General features: G+C 71.7%; 18 protein-coding genes and 2 pseudogenes. All 20 read right to left on the bottom strand.

The annotated features are described in order from the left end of the window. Positions 1 to 48: 48 nt before the first annotated feature. A complete protein-coding gene (locus E1266_RS23250) occupies positions 49 to 363 on the bottom strand; it encodes a DUF2469 domain-containing protein (RefSeq protein WP_132050324.1) in 315 nt (104 codons plus the stop codon). Further along, positions 360 to 1,085, bottom strand: coding sequence for a ribonuclease HII (locus tag E1266_RS23245; protein WP_132050322.1), 726 nt, complete (start codon positions 1,083 to 1,085; stop codon positions 360 to 362). The genes E1266_RS23250 and E1266_RS23245 overlap by 4 nt, the downstream gene beginning before the upstream one ends. A 54-nt stretch (positions 1,086 to 1,139) precedes the next feature. Then, a complete protein-coding gene (gene lepB / locus E1266_RS23240; RefSeq protein WP_243718752.1) occupies positions 1,140 to 2,054 on the bottom strand; it encodes a signal peptidase I in 915 nt (304 codons plus the stop codon). 201 nt (positions 2,055 to 2,255) lie between these two features. Next, positions 2,256 to 2,606: a 50S ribosomal protein L19 gene (gene rplS, locus E1266_RS23235; RefSeq protein ID WP_131956169.1), complete on the bottom strand. Its 351-nt coding sequence runs from the start codon at positions 2,604 to 2,606 to the stop codon at positions 2,256 to 2,258. Positions 2,607 to 2,724: 118 nt separating this feature from the next. Then, a pseudogene (locus E1266_RS23230) lies at positions 2,725 to 3,282 on the bottom strand (tRNA (guanosine(37)-N1)-methyltransferase TrmD); the annotation flags it as partial. Between the two features lie 600 nt (positions 3,283 to 3,882). Next, a pseudogene (locus tag E1266_RS23225) lies at positions 3,883 to 4,095 on the bottom strand (tRNA (guanosine(37)-N1)-methyltransferase TrmD); the annotation flags it as partial. 79 nt (positions 4,096 to 4,174) lie between these two features. After that, complete coding sequence (rimM, locus tag E1266_RS23220; RefSeq protein ID WP_132050318.1) at positions 4,175 to 4,690, bottom strand: ribosome maturation factor RimM; 516 nt, start codon at positions 4,688 to 4,690, stop codon at positions 4,175 to 4,177. A gap of 11 nt (positions 4,691 to 4,701) precedes the next feature. Then, positions 4,702 to 4,944, bottom strand: a complete 243-nt coding sequence (locus tag E1266_RS23215) for an RNA-binding protein (RefSeq protein WP_021598307.1) — start codon at positions 4,942 to 4,944, stop codon at positions 4,702 to 4,704. Positions 4,945 to 4,946: 2 nt separating this feature from the next. Beyond that, positions 4,947 to 5,396: a 30S ribosomal protein S16 gene (gene rpsP, locus E1266_RS23210; RefSeq protein ID WP_132050316.1), complete on the bottom strand. Its 450-nt coding sequence runs from the start codon at positions 5,394 to 5,396 to the stop codon at positions 4,947 to 4,949. A gap of 219 nt (positions 5,397 to 5,615) precedes the next feature. Beyond that, positions 5,616 to 7,205, bottom strand: a complete 1,590-nt coding sequence (gene ffh, locus E1266_RS23205) for a signal recognition particle protein (RefSeq protein ID WP_132050314.1) — start codon at positions 7,203 to 7,205, stop codon at positions 5,616 to 5,618. 125 nt (positions 7,206 to 7,330) lie between these two features. Continuing rightward, the gene (locus E1266_RS23200; protein WP_132050312.1) at positions 7,331 to 9,703 is read right to left on the bottom strand and encodes a [protein-PII] uridylyltransferase; all 2,373 of its coding nucleotides are present in this window, start codon (positions 9,701 to 9,703) and stop codon (positions 7,331 to 7,333) included. Between the two features lie 8 nt (positions 9,704 to 9,711). Next, a complete protein-coding gene (locus tag E1266_RS23195) occupies positions 9,712 to 10,050 on the bottom strand; it encodes a P-II family nitrogen regulator (RefSeq protein ID WP_132050311.1) in 339 nt (112 codons plus the stop codon). A 2-nt stretch (positions 10,051 to 10,052) separates the two neighbouring features. After that, entirely contained in the window at positions 10,053 to 11,423 is a 1,371-nt protein-coding gene (locus E1266_RS23190) for an ammonium transporter (protein ID WP_132050309.1), read from the bottom strand. A gap of 160 nt (positions 11,424 to 11,583) precedes the next feature. Beyond that, a complete protein-coding gene (ftsY, locus tag E1266_RS23185) occupies positions 11,584 to 12,738 on the bottom strand; it encodes a signal recognition particle-docking protein FtsY (protein WP_132050307.1) in 1,155 nt (384 codons plus the stop codon). A gap of 234 nt (positions 12,739 to 12,972) precedes the next feature. Beyond that, positions 12,973 to 13,638 (bottom strand): DivIVA domain-containing protein, encoded by a 666-nt coding sequence (locus E1266_RS23180; RefSeq protein WP_165966180.1) that lies wholly within the window; start codon positions 13,636 to 13,638, stop codon positions 12,973 to 12,975. A gap of 5 nt (positions 13,639 to 13,643) precedes the next feature. Continuing rightward, on the bottom strand, positions 13,644 to 14,807 hold the full coding sequence (locus E1266_RS23175; protein WP_132050303.1) for a globin domain-containing protein: 1,164 nt from the start codon (positions 14,805 to 14,807) through the stop codon (positions 13,644 to 13,646). A 6-nt stretch (positions 14,808 to 14,813) separates the two neighbouring features. Next, on the bottom strand, positions 14,814 to 15,215 hold the full coding sequence (locus E1266_RS23170) for a globin domain-containing protein (protein ID WP_165966179.1): 402 nt from the start codon (positions 15,213 to 15,215) through the stop codon (positions 14,814 to 14,816). A gap of 516 nt (positions 15,216 to 15,731) precedes the next feature. Further along, positions 15,732 to 19,388: a chromosome segregation protein SMC gene (smc, locus tag E1266_RS23165; RefSeq protein WP_132050299.1), complete on the bottom strand. Its 3,657-nt coding sequence runs from the start codon at positions 19,386 to 19,388 to the stop codon at positions 15,732 to 15,734. A 610-nt stretch (positions 19,389 to 19,998) separates the two neighbouring features. Next, positions 19,999 to 20,196 carry a hypothetical protein gene (locus tag E1266_RS23160; protein WP_083946295.1) on the bottom strand — a complete coding sequence of 66 codons (198 nt, stop codon included), beginning with the start codon at positions 20,194 to 20,196 and terminating at the stop codon, positions 19,999 to 20,001. A 178-nt stretch (positions 20,197 to 20,374) separates the two neighbouring features. Next, the gene (locus E1266_RS23155) at positions 20,375 to 20,629 is read right to left on the bottom strand and encodes an acylphosphatase (protein WP_132050297.1); all 255 of its coding nucleotides are present in this window, start codon (positions 20,627 to 20,629) and stop codon (positions 20,375 to 20,377) included. Between the last annotated feature and the right edge of the window lie 2 nt (positions 20,630 to 20,631).

Below are 20,631 nucleotides of genomic sequence, written 5' to 3'. Positions count from 1 at the left end.
GGCCAGGGGAGGTGGCGCGGGTGCGGTGCGGTGGGATGCCCTAGTCGGTTATTGGTTTGCGGGGAGTTCGAAGTCGGTTTTGGCGAGTTCTTCGATGTTGACGTCTTTGAAGGTGACGACACGCACGTTCTTGACGAAGCGGGCGGGGCGGTACATGTCCCAGACCCAGGCGTCCTGCATCGTGACCTCGAAGAAGGTCTCGCCGTTCTCGGTGGTGCGGACCTGGAGGTCGACCGAATTGGTGAGGTAGAACCTGCGCTCGGTTTCGACGACGTAGGCGAAGAGCCCGAGAACGTCGCGGTACTCGCGATAGAGCTGCAGCTCCATCTCGGTCTCGTACTTCTCGAGATCTTCGGCGCTCACGCTCGTGCCCCTTCCGTGCGGTCCTCGCCGGGGATCTCCCCTTCGGTCTCCTCCATCAGCTCCACCTCTCCATTGTTACGCAGGGCACGGCCGACGTTGACGTAGGAGAAGCGATGTTCCGGACAAGGTCCGTGCGCGGCGAGCGCTCTGCCGTGCGCCTTGGTCACGTATCCCTTGTGGAGGTCGAATCCGTACTCCGGGTAGCGCTCATGAAGATTCACCATGATCCGGTCTCGGGTGACCTTCGCGACGATCGAGGCCGCCGCAACACAGGCCGCGACCTGGTCGCCTTTGATCATCGCAAGCCCGGGGACGCTCAGGCCGGGGACCGGGAATCCGTCACTGAGCACATAGGCGGGCTGCTCATCAAGGGCGGCGAGGGCCCGCCGCATCCCCGTCACGTTGCAGCGGTGGAGGCCGAGCCGGTCGATGTCGTGGCACGGGATGACCACCGCGCTCCACGCCTGCGCGCGTTCGGTGATCTCGGCGTACAGTTCCTCGCGGCGCGCGGGAGTGAGCAGCTTGGAGTCGGTGAGTCCGTCGATCCTGCGCCGTCCGCCGCGAAGCATCACCGCCGCCACGACCAGCGGACCCGCGCACGCTCCCCGTCCGGCCTCGTCGACGCCCGCCACCGGGCTGAACCCGGCGTGCTCCAGGGCACGCTCATACCGATGCATCCCGGCGTCGCGGCGCGGCGTGAAACGAAGCGGACGACCTTTCATGCAACGCAGCGTACGTCCCGACGGCACCTGCCGCTCCGGAACTTCCCTTCCCGCTTAAGGTGCGCTCGCGTTGGTGAGCGGCGGTCGGGGTTTCTTGTAGTGGCGGCGGCGGAGGTAGGCGAGAGGGAGGGTGCAGAGGACGCCCAGGGCATAGGGGGTGGCGGGGAGTGCGGCTGCGGCCGGCGCTGCCAGACCGCGCTGCTTGAAGGTGTCGGGGATCGGGAGGGTGCCGGCGCGGTCCAGGGGCCAGACGATGACGAAGGCGCGGCCGATGACGCGGTCGACGGGAATGGTGCCGCCGCCGGGGTCGCCGCGGTGGGAGCGCGAGTCGTAGGAGAGTTCGCGATGGTCGCCCATGACCCAGAGCTGGCCCGGCTTCACCGTGATGTCGAACGGGTCGTTGGACGGCTTGTTCCGCTCGTTCGTGATCGGGTCGGTGTAGAGGTAGGAGCCCTCGTCCAGCGGGACGCCGTTGACGGTGACCCGCCCCTGCGCGTCGCAGCACTTCACGCGGTCGCCGGGGATGCCGATGACGCGCTTGATGTAGTCCTTCTCGTTGGGCGCTACACCGAAGGCCGTGCCGATCGCGCGCAGCACCTTGGAGACGGGGTTGCCGGGCTCGTCCACCTGGATCTCGGGGTCCCAGGAGTCGAGGCCGTTGAAGACGATGACGTCACCGCGGGCGACGTCACGCGTGTGGTAGACGATCTTGTTGACGAGGACCCGGTCGCCGACCTGGAGGGTGTTCTCCATGGAGCCGGACGGGATGTAGAAGGCCTGCACCGCGAACGCCTTGATGACCAGGGCCAGGACGACGGCGACCACGATGAGGATCGGGAGCTCTTTCCAGAACGAGCCCTGCTTCTTCTCTTCCTTCTTGCCGTCGTCCTCGGAGTCGTCGCCCGTCTCCTCGGCCGAGTCCACAGGCTCCTTCTCCTCGGGCACCGCGCCCTCGGCTTCGGATCGCACGTCTCTCCGATCGTCCTCGTCAGTCATCAGAGCGAAAGCCTAGCGGCGTGGGCCCCGCGGGACGCCTCCCGTGGGCGTGTCGCCGGGGTTCAAGGCGGACTTCCTCCTCCGGAACCGGCAACGCCCCGGTCACCGTTACGGGTTCCCGGGGCGTCGTGGTTCATCAGCTCATGTTGTCCTGTTCGCGAGCGGGGAGGGGGCTCAGTTCTCCCGCTTCTCCTTGATGCGGGCCGCCTTGCCGCGGAGGTTGCGCAGGTAGTAGAGCTTGGCGCGGCGGACGTCGCCGCGGGTGACGACCTCGATCTTGTCGATGGAGGGGCTGTTGATCGGGAACGTCCGCTCGACGCCGACGCTGTAGCTGACCTTCCGGACGGTGAAGGTCTCGCGGGCACCGCCGCCCTGACGCCGGATCACCACGCCCTGGAAGACCTGGATACGGCTCCGGTTACCCTCGGTGACACGCACGTGAACCTTCAGCGTGTCGCCCGGACGGAAGTCCGGGACGTCGGCGCGCATCGCGGCCTTTTCGATCTCCTGGATCAGGGTGTGCATCGCAGAGGTTCCTCATGGTCGAACGCGGGCGTCGAGAGGCCCCGGTGGATCGTACGTGGGGGCGTCGCGCCGCGGAATGTGGTCGTGGGGTGCCGTGCGGTCTGGACGCACGGACGCTCTAGTCTGCCATATCTTCGCCGTCAACCGGAAAACCGGCCTCGCGGAGCACGGCACGATCATGCTTGTCGAGGGCCTCCGGGTCGAGGCGGGCGAGCAGCTCGGGACGGGTCCGCGCGGTCCGGCGGAGCGCCTCGTCCCGTCGCCAGCGGGCGATCGCGCCATGGTGTCCGGACAGGAGGATGTCGGGCACGGGCCGTTCGCGCCAGACCGGGGGCTTGGTGTAGACGGGGCCCTCCAGCAGCGATTCCATGGCGCCGGGCGCGAAGGAGTCGTCGGCGACGGAGTCGGCGTTGCCCAGGACACCGGGCAGGAGCCGACCGATCGCCTCCACCATCACGAGGACCGCGACCTCTCCGCCGGCGAGCACGAAGTCACCGAGGCTGACCTCGTCCACCGGCATGCGGGTGCGGGCCTCCTCGGCGACACGCGAGTCGATGCCTTCGTAGCGGCCGCAGGCGAACACCAGCCACGGCTCGGCGGCGTACCGGACCGCATCGGCCTGCGTGAACGGCCGCCCACTCGGCGTGGGAATGATCAGCCGCGGCGGCCCGAACTCTCCCGCCCCCCGGCCGCCCGCCGTCTCCCCGGAGACCGCACCGCCTGTCGACACACCGCCTGTCGCCGCACCACCGGGCACACCACCGGGCGCCGCACCACCGGCCGACACACCGCCGGGCGCCGCACCACCGGGCGCCGCACCACTGGCCGACACACCGCCGGGCGCCGCACCACCGGGTGACGTGCGGCCGGGCGCGGCACCGCCGGGCGCCGTGCCGCCGGGTGGCGTGCCGCCGGGTGGGGTGGCGCCGGATGGGGTGGCGCCGGGTGAAGCGTTTCCGGCCCGTCCGACGGCTTCACCGCCGGATGCGTCGGTGGTTGCTGCGTTGCCGGAGGCTTCGCCGCCGGAAGGCTCGTTGCTGGATGCCCCACCGGTCGCTGTCGCGTTGCCGGGTCTCCCGCCGGACGTCGTGCCGGGTGCTCCGTTGCCGGGTGCGGTGGGGGGATACGCCGGGTTGAGGGTTTCTGGACGCGAGGATCCCGCGTCAGACGTAGTCGCACCGGACGTAGTCGAAGACAGGAGGCCCGCGGGGGACGCGCCGGAGGCCGGCCGCGGAGAGTTCTCGTCGGCACGGCCGTAGAGCGGCGGGACCAGGGCGTCCAGGGCTTCGCCCCATGGTTCCGGCTTCATGACCATGCCGGGGCCGCCGCCGTACGGGGTGTCGTCCACGGTGCGGTGCCGGTCGTGGGTCCAGTCGCGCAGGTCGTGGACGTGCACGTCGAGGATGCCGGCCCGCCGCGCCTTGCCAAGGAGGGAGATGTCCAGGGCACCGAAGTACTCGGGGAAGATCGTGATGATGTCGAGTCTCATCGGAGTCCTTCCGAGGAAGTCTCCGCTTCGGCACGGAGAAAGGCATCAGCTCCGCAGAGCAGCGAAGACACTCGCGCGCTTAGTCAGGGGGGTCGAGCAGGCCGGGGGGCGGGGTTATCACCAGCCGCCCCCCGGGGACGTCCACTTCGGGGACGATCGCTGCCACGAAGGGGACCAGGCGTTCGCCGGTGGAGCCCCGTACGACCAGGAGGTCCTGGCCGTGGTGGAGGATGTCGGCCACCTCGCCGACGGCGCCGCCGTCGGCGGTCACGACGGTGAGGCCGATCAGTTCCTGGTCGTGGTAGTCGTCCGGGTCGGTGGACGGGGCGATGTCACCGGGGCCGACGACGAGCCAGGTGCCGCGGAGGGCCTCCGCGGCGGACCGGTCGCCGATCCCGGCGAAGCGCACGAGCAGGCGTCCCGAATGCCAGCGGGCGCGCTCGATGGTGAGGGGGCCGGTGGGCGCGGGGTCGGTGTCGATCGTCGTGCCCGCCGCGAACCGGGACTCCGGCTCGTCCGTGCGGACATCGATGGCGACCTCACCGCGGATCCCGTGCGCCCGTCCGATCCGTCCCACCACGAGCGGTTCGCTCATCGGGACGCCACTCAGCGGACCTCGTTGACGTCGAGCAGGTCAACGCGCACGTAGCGGCCCCCGGACAGGGCGCTGATCACGGTGCGCAGGGCCTTGGCGGTACGACCGCTGCGGCCGATGACCTTCCCGAGGTCCTCGGGGTGCACGCGCACCTCGAGGACCCGGCCGCCCCTGATCCGGCGGGCGCGGACCCGGACGTCGTCCGGGTTCTCCACGATCCCGCGGACCAGGTGCTCGAGCGCTTCTTCGAGCACGGTCAGCCCTCGCTCTTAGCTTCGGTGGTCTCGGCGGGCTTCGCCTCGGACTTCTTCGGCTCGGCCTTCTTCTTGCCCTTGGCCGCCGGGGCCGGGGCCGGGGCGTCGCCCATCGACTCCTTGACGGCCGCCTCGAACACGGCCTTCTTGTCGGGCTTGGGCTCGGCGACCTTGAGGGTGCCCTCGGCACCCGGCTCGCCCTTGAACTTCTGCCAGTCGCCGGTGATCTTCAGCAGGTTGAGCACGGGCTCGGTCGGCTGCGCGCCGACGCCGAGCCAGTACTGCGCCCGCTCAGAGTCGATCTTGATGAGGGACGGCTCCTGCTTGGGCTGGTAGAGCCCGATCTCCTCGATGGCGCGCCCGTCACGCTTGGTGCGGGCGTCGGCGACGACGATCCGGTACTGCGGGTTCCGGATCTTCCCCAGACGCTTGAGCTTGATCTTGACTGCCACGGGTGTGGTGTACTCCAGACTTCATTACGGGTGGACGGGCCCGTGCCAGGTGGGGAACACCGGCTCACGGCCGTCCGATGGACTCCGGCCGCGCAGGACGAGAGAGGGCGCCTCGCGGATCCGGGTTTCCAGCAAGCCATTCTGCCAGACGATGGCGGCGAAAGCGCAATCGCACGATGCCGTGTCCGCGACGCGCCCGCCCGAGGGCGGAACGCGCGGTCACTTCTTCTTGCGGCCCTGCAGTTTGCCCAGGTCGGGCATCTGGAAGCCGGGCGGGAGCTGGCCGCCGCCGAGGCCCGGGGGGAGCTGCCCCCCGCCGAGGCCGGGCGGGAGCCCCTGGGGCATCGAGTCGGCCGCGGGCTGCTGGTCGTCCTGGCGGTCCTTCCCCCCGGCGGCGCGCTTGCGCGGGTCGCCGCTGCGCTGCTTGCCCTTCTTGTTCTTGGCCGCCTTCGCCTTGGCCGCCTTCTTCCGTCCGCCCGGCATCCCGGGCATGCCGGGAATGCCCATCCCCCCGGCCATCTGCCGCATCATCTTCTGCGCGTCGAAGAACCGGGTGACCAGGCTGTTGACCTCGCCGACGCCGACGCCGGAACCGCGCGCGATGCGGGCCCGCCGCGAACCGTTGATGATCTTGGGCTGGGCGCGTTCCTGCGGGGTCATCGAGCGGATGATCGCGGCGATGCGGTCCAGGTCCCGGTCGTCGATCCCGCTGATCTGGTCCCGGACCTGCCCCATGCCCGGCATCATGCCGAGCAGGTTCCCGATGGGGCCGAGCTTGCGGATCATCATCATCTGCTCGAGGAAGTCCTCGAGCGTGAAGTCCTCGCCGGAGGCGAACTTCGTGGACATCCGCTCGGCCTGCTCGGCGTCGAACGCCTGCTCGGCCTGCTCGATCAGGGTGAGGATGTCGCCCATGTCGAGGATCCGGCCCGCCATGCGGTCCGGGTGGAAGACGCTGAAGTCCTCCAGCTTCTCCCCCGTCGAGGCGAACATGATCGGCCGGCCGGTGATGTGCCGCACCGACAGCGCCGCGCCGCCGCGGGCGTCGCCGTCGAGCTTGGTGAGGACGACGCCGTCGAAGCCGACCCCGTCCACGAAGGCCTGGGCGGTGTTGACGGCGTCCTGGCCGACCATGGCGTCGACGACGAACAGCACGTCGTCGGGCTGGACGGCGTCGCGGATGTCGATGGCCTGCTGCATCATCTCGGCGTCGATGCCGAGGCGGCCGGCGGTGTCGATGACGACGACGTCGTGCTGGGCCTGCCGCGCGTGGTCGATCGAGCGGCGCGCGACGTCGACCGGGTCGCCGACCCCGTTGCCCGGCTCCGGGGAGAACACCGCGACCCCGGCCCGCTCGCCGACGACCTCGAGCTGCTGGACGGCGTTGGGCCGCTGCAGGTCGGCGGCCACGAGCATCGGGGCGTGGCCCTCCTGCTTCAGCCAGCGGGCGAGCTTGCCGGCGAGGGTGGTCTTGCCCGCGCCCTGCAGGCCCGCGAGCATGATCACGGTGGGCGGGGTCTTGGCGAGCTTGATCCGGCGGGTCTCGCCGCCGAGGATGTTGATGAGCTCCTCGTTGACGATCTTGACGACCTGCTGCGCCGGGTTCAGCGCCTGCGAGACCTCCGCGCCCCGCGCCCGCTCCTTGACCTGCGCGATGAAGTCCTTGACCACCGGCAGCGCGACGTCGGCCTCGAGCAGCGCGATCCGGATCTCCCGGGCCGTGGCGTCGATGTCGGCCTCGGAGAGCCTGCCCTTGCTGCGCAGCGACGAGAAGACCGTCGTCAACCGGTCGGAGAGCGTCTCGAACACGTGTCTGGACCGTCCTTGGAAAGCTTCTGGGATCGCCTATCAGCGTATCGGGTCACCGGCCGAGCCCCACCCGTCTCGCCGAGCCCTTTCCGCGGCCGCCCGGCGGCCGCGGGAGAACGCGCGGGTCAGCGCAGGGACGCGAGGATCCCGGTCCGCACCTCGGCCAGGACGGCGGGGTCCTCCACCGGGCGGCCGTTCTCGTCCACCACGTAGAAGACGTCGACGGCCTCGGCGCCGAGGGTGTCGACCCGGGCCGCGCGGACCCGCAGGCCGCACGCGCCCAGCGCCTGCCCGATCCGCCAGAGCAGCCCGGGGCGGTCGTGGGCGCGGACCTCGACGACGGTGGCGGTGCGGGACGCGTCGTCCACGATCAGCACGCGGGGCGGTGGGACCGTCACGCCCGGGCGCACCCGGGCCGACCTGGCGCGGCGTTCGAGCAGGCCGGCCACGTCGAGCCGGTCGGCGAGCATGCGCCGCAGGTCCGCCTCCAGGCCGGCCGGGTCGGGCGGCGTCCCGTACTCGGGGACGGCGGTGAAGTCCAGGACGGCGGTCCCGGCGGAGTCCTCGGTGGACGAGATCGTGCGGGCGGTCTTCACCGCCAGGCGGTGCAGGGCGAGGACGCCGGCCGCGCGCCACAGCAGGCCGGGGCGGTCGGGCGCGGCGATGGTGATGCGGGAGCCGCTGACGCGGACGGCGCCGCCGTCGTGGCGGACGAGGGCCAGCCGGTCGCGGCCGAGGACGGGGGCGGGCGGCGGTGTCCCGCCGGCCAGCGCGGCGGCGGAGCGGCGGGCGAGTTCGGCGACGAGCCGGGCCTTCCATGCGCCCCAGGCGGCGGGGCCGGTGGCGTTGCCGTCGGCGATCGCGAGGGCGGCGAGCAGCTCGATGATCTCGCGCTCGCGGCCGGGCACCTCGGCGACGGCGGCGGTGACGGTCCGCACGGTGACCGGGTCGTCGATGTCGCGGCGGGTGGCGGTCTCGGGGAGCAGCAGGTGGTGGCGGACGAGCGTCTCCAGCACGCTGACGTCCTCCTCGGGGAAGCCGAGGCGGGCGCCGAGGTCGCGGGCGACGACGGCGCCGCTGGTGGAGTGGTCGCCAGGCCAGCCCTTGCCGATGTCGTGCAGGAGCGCGCCCACGAGGAGCAGGTCAGGCCGGGAGACGTCGCGGGTGAGCGCGGCGGCGCCCGCGGCGGCCTCCACCAGGTGGCGGTCCACGGTGAACCGGTGCACGGGGTTGCGCTGCGGGCGGTTGCGGACGCGTTCCCAGTCGGGCAGCAGCCGGACGACCAGCCCCGCCTGGTCGAGGGCCTCCCACACGCCGATGGCGGCGGGACCGGCGCCGAGCAGCGCGACGAGGGCGTCGCGGGCCTCGGCGGGCCACGGCGCCGCGGGCAGAGCCGCGTTCTCGGCGAGGCGGGAGACCGTGGCGGGGGCGAGCGGAAGGCCCGCCTGCGCCGCGGCGGCGGCGACGCGGAGGACGAGCGCGGGGTCGTCCAGGTCGGCGTTCCGCGCGAGCACGACCTCGCCCTCGTGCTCGACGGCGCCGTCCCCGACGGGACGCCGCTCCACACCGCGCTTTTGACCACCGGCCCGCTGACCACCGGCCCGCTGACCACCGGCCCGCCGGCCCTGGGACGCGGTGAAGCGGTCGACGCGGCGCCACAGGTGGGAGGCCGCGTAGGTGATCGTGCGGGCGGCCTCCGCGATCGAGCGCTGCAGGACGTCCCTGTCCAGCAGGCCGAGGGCGTGCGCGACCGCCTCCTGCTCCTGCAGGACGAGCCGGTCGGTGGACCGGCCGGTGACCTCGTGCAGCGCGTGGCGCACGTCGAGCAGCAGGTCGTGGGCGTCCCGGACCCGCCCGCCGGGAGCGGACGCCACCCAGGACGCGGCGACGGCGTGCATGACGTGGACGTCGCGGAGCCCGCCGCGCGCCTCCTTGAGGTCGGGCTCCAGCAGGAAGGCCAGCTCGCCCTGCCCGTCCCAGCGCTCGCGGCACATCGCCGACAGGTCGGCCAGCCGGACGGGCGCGTCGGCGCGCCAGTCGGCGAGGACCGCGGCGCGCAGTTCGTCGGCGAGCGCGTGCGCGCCCGCGATCCGGCGCGCCGACAGCAGCCCGAGCGCGGCCTTCAGGTCGCCGCGCGCGACGGTGCGGGCCTCGTGGACGGTGCGGACCGAGTGGTCGAGTCGCAGCCCGGAGTCCCAGACCGGGTACCAGATCCGGTCGGCGATCTCGGCGATGTCGGCCCGGCCGCGGTGCAGCAGGACGAGGTCGAGGTCGCCGCCGGGGGTCAGGTCGCGGCGGCCGTGGCTGCCGACCGCGATCAGCGCCACGTCGTCCGGGGTGCCGCCGGCCGTGAGGAGGGAGCCCAGCCAGCGGTCCAGTTCCGCGGCGCGGGAGGCCCGCGCCGCCGCGAGGGCGGCACGGGCGGTTCCCGCCCCGTCCGCCCCGGTACCGCCCGGTCCTGCCGGGCGGTCTCCGGGGCGCGGGGTGGCGAGGGTCACCGGGACGCCTACAGGGCTTCCGGCCCGGTCTCGCCGGTGCGGACGCGGACGACCGTGTCGACGGGAACGGCCCAGACCTTGCCGTCGCCGATCTTGTCCGTGCGGGCCGCCTTGACGATCACGTCGATGATGTCGTCGGCGTCCGCGGAGTCGACGAGGACCTCGATCCGCAGCTTGGGCACCAGGTCGACCTGGTACTCGGCGCCGCGGTAGACCTCGGTGTGCCCCTTCTGCCGGCCGTAGCCGCTGGCCTCGCTGACCGTGAGGCCCTTGACGCCGAAGGTCTCCAGCGCCTTCTTGACCTCGTCCAGCTTGAACGGCTTGATGACCGCCGTGATGAGCTTCATCCCTACGCCTCCACCTTCTTCGCCGCGCCCTCGGGCTTGTCAGCGTCCCCGCCGGCCGGGGCGGGCGCGGCGGCCGCGGCCAGCGTCGCACCGGAACCGCCGCCCGTCCGGATGGTGCCGAAGTCGTAGGCGGTCTCGGCGTGCGCCGTGCTGTCGAGGCCGGCGGCCTCGTCGTCCTCGCTGACCCGGAAGCCCATCACCAGGTCGATGATCTTGGCGATGATGTAGGTCGCCACGAACGAGTAGGCGAGGGTCGCCACGACCGCGATCGCCTGCTTGCCGAGCAGCGACGCGCCGCCCCCGGCGAACAGGCCGTCGGCGCCGCCCTCGTTGACGGCCGTGGTGGCCAGCAGCCCGATGAGCAGGGCGCCGACGATGCCGCCGACCATGTGGACGCCGACCACGTCGAGCGCGTCGTCGTAGCCGAGCTTGTACTTGAGGCTGACCGCGAACGCGCAGACTGCACCGGCGACGAGGCCGATCGCGATGGACCCGAGCGGGGTCACGAACGCGCAGGCCGGGGTGATCGCGACGAGCCCGGCGACGATGCCGGACGCGAGGCCGAGCGTGGTGGACGAGCCGTCCCGCAGCTTCTCCACGACGATCCAGGCGAACGCGGCGGCACAGGTCGCGCCGATGGTGTTGATGAACGCGATGCCCGCGATCTCGTTGGCGGCCCCGGCCGAGCCGGCGTTGAACCCGAACCAGCCGAACCACAGCAGACCGGCGCCGAGCAGGACGAACGGCAGGTTGTGCGGGCGCATCGGCTCCTTCGGCCAGCCCCGGCGCTTGCCGAGGACGAGCACCAGGGCGAGCGCCGCGACGCCCGCGTTGATGTGGACGACCGTGCCGCCCGCGAAGTCGAGTGCGCCGAGCTCGAAGATCCAGCCGGCCTTGCCGCCCTCCTCGCCGTCCGACCACCACACCCAGTGCGCGATCGGGAAGTAGACGAGCGTCGCCCAGGCCACGGTGAACACGACCCAGGCCCCGAACTTGGCACGGTCCGCAACGGCTCCGCTGATGAGCGCGACCGTGATGATGGCGAACGTGGCCTGGAACGCCACGAACGCCAGCTGCGGGATTCCGGTCCCGTCGTCGGCGGTGGCGACGGTCTCCAGCCCGACCAGCCCCCACTCGCTGAACCCGCCGACGAAGGAGCTGAGCCCACCGCCCGACGTGAAGGCCATGGACCAGCCGTAGGCGATCCACACCATGCCGACGACGGCGATGCTGACGAAGCTCATCATCATCATGTTGAGCACGCTCTTGGCCCGGCTCATGCCTCCGTAGAAGAAGGCCAGGCCCGGTGTCATCAGCAGAACGAGCGCCGCGCTCGTCAGGATCCACGCGGTGTTACCGCTATCGATCTTCATCTCTGAGAGAGTCCCTCCTCGCCAGGGAACGTGACTGCTCAGAGACTCTGGCGCGGCCGTTTCACCCGATCGGCTGCTACGTTTCCGCGGTGTGAAAACCGGCCCCGGCGTGTTTCGCCGGTGTTTCTAAATCCTCACATAGCGATTTTTTCGGCAAATGTCAGTCACCGAGGATGGCGTCCACGAACGCCTCCGGCTCGAACGGCGCGAGATCGTCGGGGCCCTCGCCGAGCCCGACGAGCTTCACCGGGACGCCGAGCTCCCGCTGCACCTGGACGACGATGCCGCCCTTCGCGGTGCCGTCCAGCTTGGTCAGGACCACGCCGGTGACGTTGACGACCTCGGCGAACACACGGGCCTGCTGCATGCCGTTCTGCCCGGTCGTGGCGTCCAGGACGAGCAGGACCTCGTCGACCGTGGCCTGCTTCTCCACGACGCGCTTGACCTTGCCCAGCTCGTCCATCAGCCCGGTCTTGGTGTGCAGCCGCCCGGCGGTGTCGACGATCACGACGTTGACCTTGCTGTCGATGCCCTGCTTGACCGCGTCGAACGCGACGCTCGCGGGGTCGGCGCCCTCCTCCTTGCGGACGACCTGCGCCCCCACGCGGCTCGCCCACGTCTCCAGCTGGTCCGCGGCGGCGGCGCGGAAGGTGTCCGCCGCGCCGAGCAGCACGGTCTTGCCGTCCCCGACGAGGACGCGGCCGAGCTTGCCGCACGTCGTGGTCTTGCCGGTGCCGTTGACGCCGACGACCAGCAGCACCGCGGGACGGTCCCCCGCCGTCTCCGTCTTCAGGGAGCGGTCCAGATCCGGGCCGATCTGCTTGACCAGCTCCTCCTTGAGCAGCTCCCGGACCTCGCCCACCTCGCGGGTCCCGAGCACCTGCACCCGCGTCCGCAGGTCGTCGGTGATCTGCCGGGCCACGGCCGCGCCCATGTCCGCGGTGATCAGGGTGTCCTCGATCTCCTCCCAGGCGTCATCGTCGAGCGTCTCGCGCGACAGGAGCCCGAGGAGGGTCTTCCCGAACGTGTTCTGGGAGCGGGCGAGCCGGGCGCGCAGCCGCACCAGCCGGCCCACGCCGGGCGGCGGCTTCTCGATCTCGACCGTGGGCCGCGGCGCCGGAACCTCCGTCGGCGGCGCCCGCTCGATCGTGGGGGCGCCCGCGTCCCCCTCCTCGGCGACGGTCGCGCCGCCCGTCCGCTCCGCGGGGCGTTCGGCGGGCGGACGCGGCCTTCCACGACGGGGCCGCAGCAGCACGACGCCGCCGACGATCAGAGCGACGGCGGCCAGCGCGGCGATGACGATCAGATATTCCATAGCGCTCCCAGTTTTCCAGAGTGTGTCGCCCAGGAGGTGGCCCCCCTGCTAGCCCAGGGGGGCGACCCCCTTAAACCCCCCGTGCCGCACGACCCGTGGCCCGGGTGGGGTCGTCTCCAAAAGAGGGAGTGACCCGGCCAGAAACCATAGAACCCCGTCACGAGCCGGTCGAACGTCATACCGATGCGGTCCGGCGGGGATGGGCTCAGGCCGGGTCGTTGGCAGGTTTGTCCATCAGGGTGTTGGCCAGGGGACGGGAGTCGAAACTCGTTCCGCGTTCTCCCACTCGTCGACGTTGCGCAGGAGGGCCTCCAGGTAGGAGCGGAGGTGGGTGCGGTAGACGTCGCTGTAGGTGCGGAGGTAGGCGATCTCGCGTTCCATCGCTCGGCGCTGGTCGTCCGGCTGGGCGTCGGCGTCGGGTGAGGGTGGCGGCGGGTGTTCGCGGACGGCCGCGTCGGCGACTGCGGCGGCCTTGCGGTGGGCGTCCTCCAGCATGTGCTCGGCGCGGCCCCTGGCGTCGGACAGGATCGCCTCGCGCTGCAGCCTGGCCTCGTGGGCCAGTTCGCGGGTGTAGCGCTCGGCGTCCGCCACGTACAGGTCGGCGGTCTGCTGGGCCTGCGAGAGGATTCGGACAGCCTGGAAATGGGCGTCCTCCGGGGCCATGACGCCCTGGGCGCCCTTGGCCGCCTGGGCGCGCAGCCGGTTGACCTCCTCGGCGAGGGCCGCCTGGTCGGTGAAGATCTGGACGAGTTGCCGCTCGACGTAGGCCAGGAAGTTGCGGACCTGTTCCTCGTCGTACCCGCGGCGGCCGAGGGCGGCCCGGGCGAAGACCACCGACCGCAGTTCGCCCGGGGTCAGCCGCGCGCCCTCGGAGACGACGGGAAGGTTCGGGGGGTTCAACGCGCTCACCTCTGTGCGTCAGCGAAGGTTTCCAGCCGGATGCGATCACGCGGCACGCCGAGCCGCGCCAGCTGCTCGACCGTGTGCCCGACCATCGCGGACGGCCCGCACACGTAGGCGTCGTGGCCGTCCCAGGGGCCGTGCCCGGCCACGATGTCGGACAGGTTCCCGTGCTCGACGTCGCCGCCGCCCGCCCGGCCCCCGGACTGGAGCCGCGCGGTGAAGCCGTGGCCGCCGGACTCGTCCGACACGGCGGGCACGACGGTGAGCCAGGGGAACTCGCCGGCCAGTTTGGTCAGGTCCTCCAGGTCGTACAGGCCGTCCCTGGTGCGGGCGCCGAAGAACAGGTGCACCCGCGGCGGGTCGGAGCGGAGCGAGATCTGCTCCAGGATCGCCTTGAGCGGGGCCAGGCCGGTGCTGCCCGCGACGAGCAGGACGTCCCTGCCGGACGACTCGTCGAGGGTGAGCGTGCCGACCGGGGCGCCCATGCGGACCCGGTCGCCGGTCTCGGTGCCCCGCACCAGGACGGGGCTCACCGGGCCGCCGTCCACGAGCCGGACGTGGAAGTCCACGGTGTGGTCGGGGCGGGGGGCGTTCGCCATCGAGTAGTACCGCCAGTGCCGCAGCCGGGACGGCACCTCCAGCGCGACCGACTGGCCGGGCCGGTAGGGCAGCGGCCGGTCCGGCTGGACGCGCAGGACGCAGATGTCGAAGCGGCGCCGCTCGACCGCGATGACCTGGCCGTTCCACCAGGCGGGGCTGTTCAGCGCGTCCTCGTCGGCGGCTTCCAGCATGACCTTGGCGACGAGGCCGTAGGCGGCGTTCCAGTCGCTCTCGACGTCGTCGGTCCAGTCGGGGCCGCTGAAGTGCCGGAGGGTGGCGATGAGGCTGGCGCCCACGTGCGGGTAGTGCTCGGAGACGATGCCGAACCTGCGGTGGTCGCGGCCGAGCTGCTGGAGGAACGGGACGAGCGCGGGCAGGTCGTCCGCCTGGGAGACGATGTGCCCGAGGGCGCGCAGCAGCTTGTCGCGCTGCCCGCGCATGCCGATCGGGAACATGTCGCGCAGGTGGGGGTTGCGGACGAACAGGTCGGAGTAGAAGAACAGGGCGACCGCGTCCCCCTGCTCGGCGACCCGGTCGAAGCTCGTTTTCAGGCGTAGGGCGTCCATATCGGATCAGGAGACGGCCACGGCCTCCGTCATGACCTTCGCGACGAGGCCGTAGGCGGCCGTCCAGTCGCGTTCGAGGTCCTCGTTCCACTCGGGGCCGCTGAAGTGGGCGAGGGTGGCCAGGAGGCTGGCGCCCACCGGGGCGTAGTGGACTTCGGTGACGCCGAACCCGTGGTGGTGCCGGCCGAGATCACGCAGGAACGGGACGAGCGTGTCGGGGTCGTCGACCGACGAGACGATCTGGGCGAGCGCGGCGAGCAGGACCTCGTGCTGCTTCGCCATGGCCACCGGGAACATCGACCGCAGCCCCGGTTCGCGTGCGAAAAGATCGGCGTAGAAATATTCGGCGACCTCGATGCCGTTCGCGCCCACGAGGGCGAAATTGTCCTTGAGTTTCTGGGGGTCCACGCGCATCACCTTCCGCATTCTCCGTACCGAACGGTGTTCGCCCGGTGGGGAAGCCGGAGAACCACGGTGCACATGGGTAGTGGATGCGTTCGGCCCCCCACAAGCCCGTCAGCGTCGCCACAGGGTCACGGTCGGTGCACACCTTGCCGGCACTCACCCGATAACCGGCGCGAATGCGAAGTAACCAACGCGTTATTTGCTAGGAAAAATCATGCGGCAGCACATCTCGCGTCCGCCCGAAATGTGAACACTGATGAGGTGTCACGTTCCAAGGAACTGGTGACCATTATTTTGATTATGTGAAATTCTCGCGCACCGCCCCGGCCACCACCGCGTCCCCGCACCGACCCGAACCGCCGCGATCGCGTCCGAAGGCAGGTCCCGAGCCTGCGAGGAACCTGATCGCGCAGCGAGCCCCCAGGGCGAGACGGAGCGATGCAGCGATCGCACGCAAGGCCCGCCGAAGGGAAGGCCTCTAGGGCCTGACCGCCAAGGGCAATGCAATAGGCACCGCGATCAGTCCCTCAATCGCTGGCTTACCACCTGGGTGACGCCGTCGTTGCGCATGCTGACGCCGTAGAGGGCGTCGGCGCCCTCCATGGTGCGCTTCTGGTGGGTGATCACGATCAGCTGGGACGCCTCGCGCAGCTCCTCGAAGACGGTGAGGAGCCGCTGCGTGTTGGTGTCGTCCAGCGCGGCCTCGACCTCGTCCAGGACGTAGAACGGCGACGGGCGGGCCTTGAAGACGGCGACGAGGAACGCGATCGCGACCAGGGACCGCTCGCCGCCCGACAGCAGCGACAGCCGCTTGACCTTCTTGCCCGGCGGGCGGGCGGAGACCTCGACGCCGGTCGCGAGCATGTCGCCGGGCTCGGTCAGCGACAGGCTGCCCTCCCCGCCGGGGAACAGCCGTGCGAAGATCCGCTCGAACTCGCGGGCGGTGTCGTCGTAGGCGGCGCCGAAGACCTCCTGGACGCGGTCGTCCACCTCCTTGACGAGGCCGAGGAGCTCCCGCTGGGTCTTCTTCAGGTCCTCCAGCTGCGAGGTGAGGAACGCGTGCCGCTCCTCCAGCGCGGCGAACTCCTCCAGCGCGAGCGGGTTGACCTTGCCGAGCTGGTTGAGCTGCCGTTCGGCGATCCTGGCGCGCTTCTCCTGGACGGTCCGGTCGTACGGGGCGGGCTGGGCGTCCTCCCCCTTGTCCGGGTCGGGCGGCACGGGCTGGTCGGGCCCGTACTCCGAGACCAGCGACTCGACCTCCAGGCCGAACTCGTCCAGCGCCCGCTGCTCGTACTGCTCCAGGCGGAGCCGCTGCTCGGCGCGGGCGACCTCGTTGCCGTGGACGACGTTGACGAGGCGTTCGAGGGTCGCCGACAGCTCGCGGACCTGGGTGCGGACGACCTTCAGCTCGGCCTCGCGGGCGGCCTTGGCCTGTTCGGCGGCCTCCCGCCGGCGGACGGCCGCGGCCAGGGAATGCTCGATGCGCTCCAGGGCCGTCCTGGCGCCCCGGTGGACGGCCTTGGCGACCCTGGCCTGCTCCTCGCGCCGGGCGCGGCGCTGGGCAGCGCGGGCGCGTTCCTCGCGTTCGCGGCGGGCGCCGCGTTCGAGGGCGTCGGCGCGTCCGGCGATGGCCTGGACGCGCTCCTCGGCGGTGCGGACGGAGAGGCGCGCCTCCATCTCGACGGCGCGGAGTTCCTGGCAGCGGGCGTTCAGCTCCTCGCGGGCCTCCGTGTCGTGGCCCGCCTCTTCGGCGACCTCGGCGGCCTCCTCCGACTCGGCGAGCCGCATGGCGAGTTCCTCGGCCGCCTCGGTATCGCGCTCCAGGGACTCGTTAGCCGCGTCAAGGGCCTTGGTCAGCCGCTCCGCCTCCCCCCTGGCGGCGCGCACGTCGGCCTCCAGGCGGGCGGCGCGCTGGGCCTCCCGCGCGGCCTGCGCATCGAACTCGCGCAAGCGCGCGCGGACCCGGTCGAGCTCCGCCTGTGCCTGATTGACGCCTGACTGGGCCTCGTTGGCGGCGGCCTCTGCGGCCTCCACCGCCGTCTGGGCCGCGTGCTCACGCTCCATGGAGGCCGTGAGGTCGCCGGCCGCGACACCGGCCGCCGTCTCGGCCGCGGCCAGGTCTTCGGTGGCCTCGTCCAGCGTCGCGCGCATCTGCAGAAGGCTCTGCGCTCCGGCCGCCGCGCCGCCCTGCGCCCAGTGCGCGCCGACGAGCTCACCGTCACGGGTGACGGCGCGCAGCGAGGGCTCCCTGCGGACCAAGGCGGCGGCGGACGGAACGTCGTCCACGACGGCCACATCACGCAGCAGGTGCTCGATCGCGGGACGCACGCCGTCCGGGACGGTGACGGCGTCGGCCGCGTAGTCGATGCCGGGGAGGCGGCTGGACGCGGCGGCCGCTCCCCCGCCGACGAGGAGCCCGGCCCGTCCGGAGTCGCGGGAGCGCAGCAGCGCGAGCGCGGCCTCGGCCGTGTCCAGGGAGCCGACCGCGATGGCCTCGGCCGCGTTGCCGAGCGCGGCGGCGATCGCCGTCTCGTAGCCGGGCCGGACGTTCAGCAGCGACGCGACCGTGCCGAGGACGCCGTCGAGCGAGCCGTCCGCGCCCGCGGCCAGCAGGGTCTCCCCGCCGTCGGCGGCACTGGCCAGCGTCAGGCCGAGGGCCTCGATTCGGGCCTGCAGCGCCGCGACCTTCTTCTGCGCGGCCTGGTCCGCCGACCTAGCCGAACCCACTGCCGAGCGCGCCTCCTTGAGCGCGCGGCGCGGGCCCTCCAGCGCCGCGCGCGCCGACTCGGCGGCGTCCTTGGCGGTGGCGAGCGCCTCCTGGGCCGCCTCGTGCTCGGCGGCGAGCTCCGGGTCCTCCACGACCTCGGCCTCGAACGCCTCGAACTCGGCCTGCGCGGCCTCGGCGCGCTGCTCGGCCTCCTCGCGCGCGTCCGCGAGCCGCCCGATCTCCGACCGCCCGGCGGCGGCCTTGCTGCGCAGCGCCTCGACGCGGCCGCGCAGCCGGGCGAGTTCCTCGCGCCGGTCGGCGGCGGCGCGGGCGGCGGCCTGCAGCCGCCGCTCCTCGGCGGCCAGCGCCTCCTCGGCGCCCGACCGCTCCTCGACGGCCGCGGAGAGCCCGTCCTGGGCCTCCTCCAGCGCCGCCCGGAGCATCTCCTCCTGCTCGCGGATCTCCGCGGCCTCGCGCTCCATGTCCTCGGGATCGCGGCCGCGGCGCTCCTCCTCGCGCGCTTCCGCGGCGTTGCGGTGCCGCTCGGCCGCGAGGTCGGCGACGCCCCGCAGCCGCTCCTTCAGCGCCGACAGCCGGAACCAGGTGTCCTGCACCTGCGCGAGCCGGGGGGCCTGCTCGGCCTCCTCGGCCTCCAGGACGCGCTCGCGCTCCTGCGCCTCGTTCAGCGCCCGCTCGGTCTCGGTGCGGCGCTCCCGGATCGCGGCCTCGTCCGCGGCCTCCTGCTCCAGCCTCGTCCGCAGCGTGACCAGGTCGTCGGCCAGCAGCCGCAGCCGGGCGTCGCGGAGGTCGGCCTGGATGACGGCGGCCCTGCGGGCGATCTCGGCCTGCTTGCCCAGCGGCTTCAGCTGCCGCCGCAGTTCACCGGTGAGGTCCTGGACGCGGGTGAGGTTCCCCTGCATCGCGTCGAGCTTGCGGAGCGCCTTCTCCTTGCGCTTGCGGTGCTTCAGGACGCCGGCCGCCTCCTCGATCACCGCGCGGCGCCCCTCCGGGCCCGAGTGCAGGACGCGGTCGAGCTGCCCCTGCCCGATGATGACGTGCATCTCGCGGCCGATGCCGGAGTCGGAGAGCAGCTCCTGGATGTCCAGCAGCCGGCACGGGTCGCCGTTGATCGCGTACTCGCTGCTGCCGGACCGGAACATCAGCCGGCTGATCGTGACCTCGGTGTAGTCGATCGGGAGGGCGCCGTCGGTGTTGTCGATCGTGAGCACCACCTCCGCGCGGCCGAGCGGCGCCCGGTTGGCGGTCCCGGCGAAGATGACGTCCTCCATCTTGCCGCCGCGCAGGGACTTGGCGCCCTGCTCCCCCATGACCCAGGCCAGGGCGTCGACGACGTTGGACTTGCCCGAGCCGTTCGGCCCGACGACGGCGGTGATGCCCGGCTCGAACTTCAGCGTGGTGGACGACGCGAAGGACTTGAAGCCGCGCAGCGTCAGATTCTTCAAGTACACGCGCTCGCCGTCCTCCTGGAATGTCCGTCGGCACCGCCCGCGACCACCGGCGCGGCTCCTGCGCGCCGCCCCCTGCCCGTGGCCCTACCAGGCGCAACGACGTCCGGGACGGGGGCCGGCGACGCCGTGTTCGTTATACATCGGCCGCGGCCGGCCCGCGGGCGGGACGCGCGGGCGGCGACACGGATTCGGGTCACGACGGCCACGAACCACCGGATGCCCCAAATCCGGACAATTGTCACACACGCCATCTATTCGGACAGGATGAATGTGTACCGAAGTTTGCCCGAATCCTGACCGTCCCGCACACACCAGCCCGAGGGTAACACCGCCCCCGGTCTCGGCTCCCGACTTCACCGTCACGCATGGTGGCAATGGGAGGGACCTCGACGGTCGCGACCGCGGTCGAAGGCAGGTCAGCGGGGATGCGGAAAGCCCGATCGCGCCCCGGGCCCTTGGGCGGGCCGGAGCGAGGCGGCGATCACGAGCGGCGCCCGCTCCGGGGAGGGCCTGCACGGCCCCGCCGCCGAGGGCGCTGCGGTATGTACCTGCTTCTCAACGCTACAGGGACGCCGGATAGCGGCGTCCCTGTTCAGGAATAAGGCGCTGATCAGGTCAGCGCCGGTTCACGGTCCTTCACCGCAAGGGACATCACATCGTCGTCCGGAGCCGTCGCGAGCGCGTCGTTCTCTGCCTGAAGCCGTACGAGCTCGGCTTCCAGATCACGTACGCGCTGTTGAAGGCGCCGCATCTCCGCGACCATCCGGGGGTCGGGACCGCCGACGTGGCCGAGTAGAGCCTTCGCCATGACTAAGGGTCCTCCACGCTGAGTAACCAGCAGGGATCGCGCACGAGAAACAGCTGAAGTCGGTGCGCGTATCGTCTAGAGTCGCACCGGCCGGTGTCCTGGTCAAGACGCACATCACAGGCCGGTAACAACCTTCCACTACTAGTTTAGCAGGTATAAACCGGAACTCCCTACCCGGTCACCTCTCGTGGAAACCGGGACCCTCTCCGCGCGGCTCGCTCCAGCGCTCCACCACGCCCGTGACCTTGCCGGGCCTGCCGGGCAGTCCGGCCGGGGAGTCGCCTTTCAGCAGGTCGAGCAGTTTCCGGCACTCCGCACGGGGACCTTCCACGACGACTTCGACGCGCCCGTCGGCAAGGTTGGTCGCGCTGCCGGCGAGGCCGAGCTCCAGCGCCCGCGCCCGCACCCACCAGCTGCTGTCTCTTATACAAATGT

It is taken from the genome of Actinomadura sp. 7K534, assembly GCF_004348575.1.
Taxonomy (GTDB): domain Bacteria; phylum Actinomycetota; class Actinomycetes; order Streptosporangiales; family Streptosporangiaceae; genus Spirillospora; species Spirillospora livida.
This window is presented reverse-complemented; position numbering and strand designations above follow the sequence as displayed.

What these genes read in the sequence shown, in the direction of transcription:
- E1266_RS23175 (WP_132050303.1), bottom strand. Translation starts at nt 14,807, where the DNA reads ATGGACGCCCTACGCCTGAAAACGAGCTTCGACCGGGTCGCCGAGCAG.
- rplS (WP_131956169.1), bottom strand. Translation starts at nt 2,606, where the DNA reads ATGCACACCCTGATCCAGGAGATCGAAAAGGCCGCGATGCGCGCCGAC.
- E1266_RS23190 (WP_132050309.1), bottom strand. Translation starts at nt 11,423, where the DNA reads ATGAAGATCGATAGCGGTAACACCGCGTGGATCCTGACGAGCGCGGCG.
- E1266_RS23245 (WP_132050322.1), bottom strand. Translation starts at nt 1,085, where the DNA reads ATGAAAGGTCGTCCGCTTCGTTTCACGCCGCGCCGCGACGCCGGGATG.
- rimM (WP_132050318.1), bottom strand. Translation starts at nt 4,690, where the DNA reads ATGAGCGAACCGCTCGTGGTGGGACGGATCGGACGGGCGCACGGGATC.
- E1266_RS23160 (WP_083946295.1), bottom strand. Translation starts at nt 20,196, where the DNA reads ATGGCGAAGGCTCTACTCGGCCACGTCGGCGGTCCCGACCCCCGGATG.
- ftsY (WP_132050307.1), bottom strand. Translation starts at nt 12,738, where the DNA reads ATGGAATATCTGATCGTCATCGCCGCGCTGGCCGCCGTCGCTCTGATC.
- E1266_RS23195 (WP_132050311.1), bottom strand. Translation starts at nt 10,050, where the DNA reads ATGAAGCTCATCACGGCGGTCATCAAGCCGTTCAAGCTGGACGAGGTC.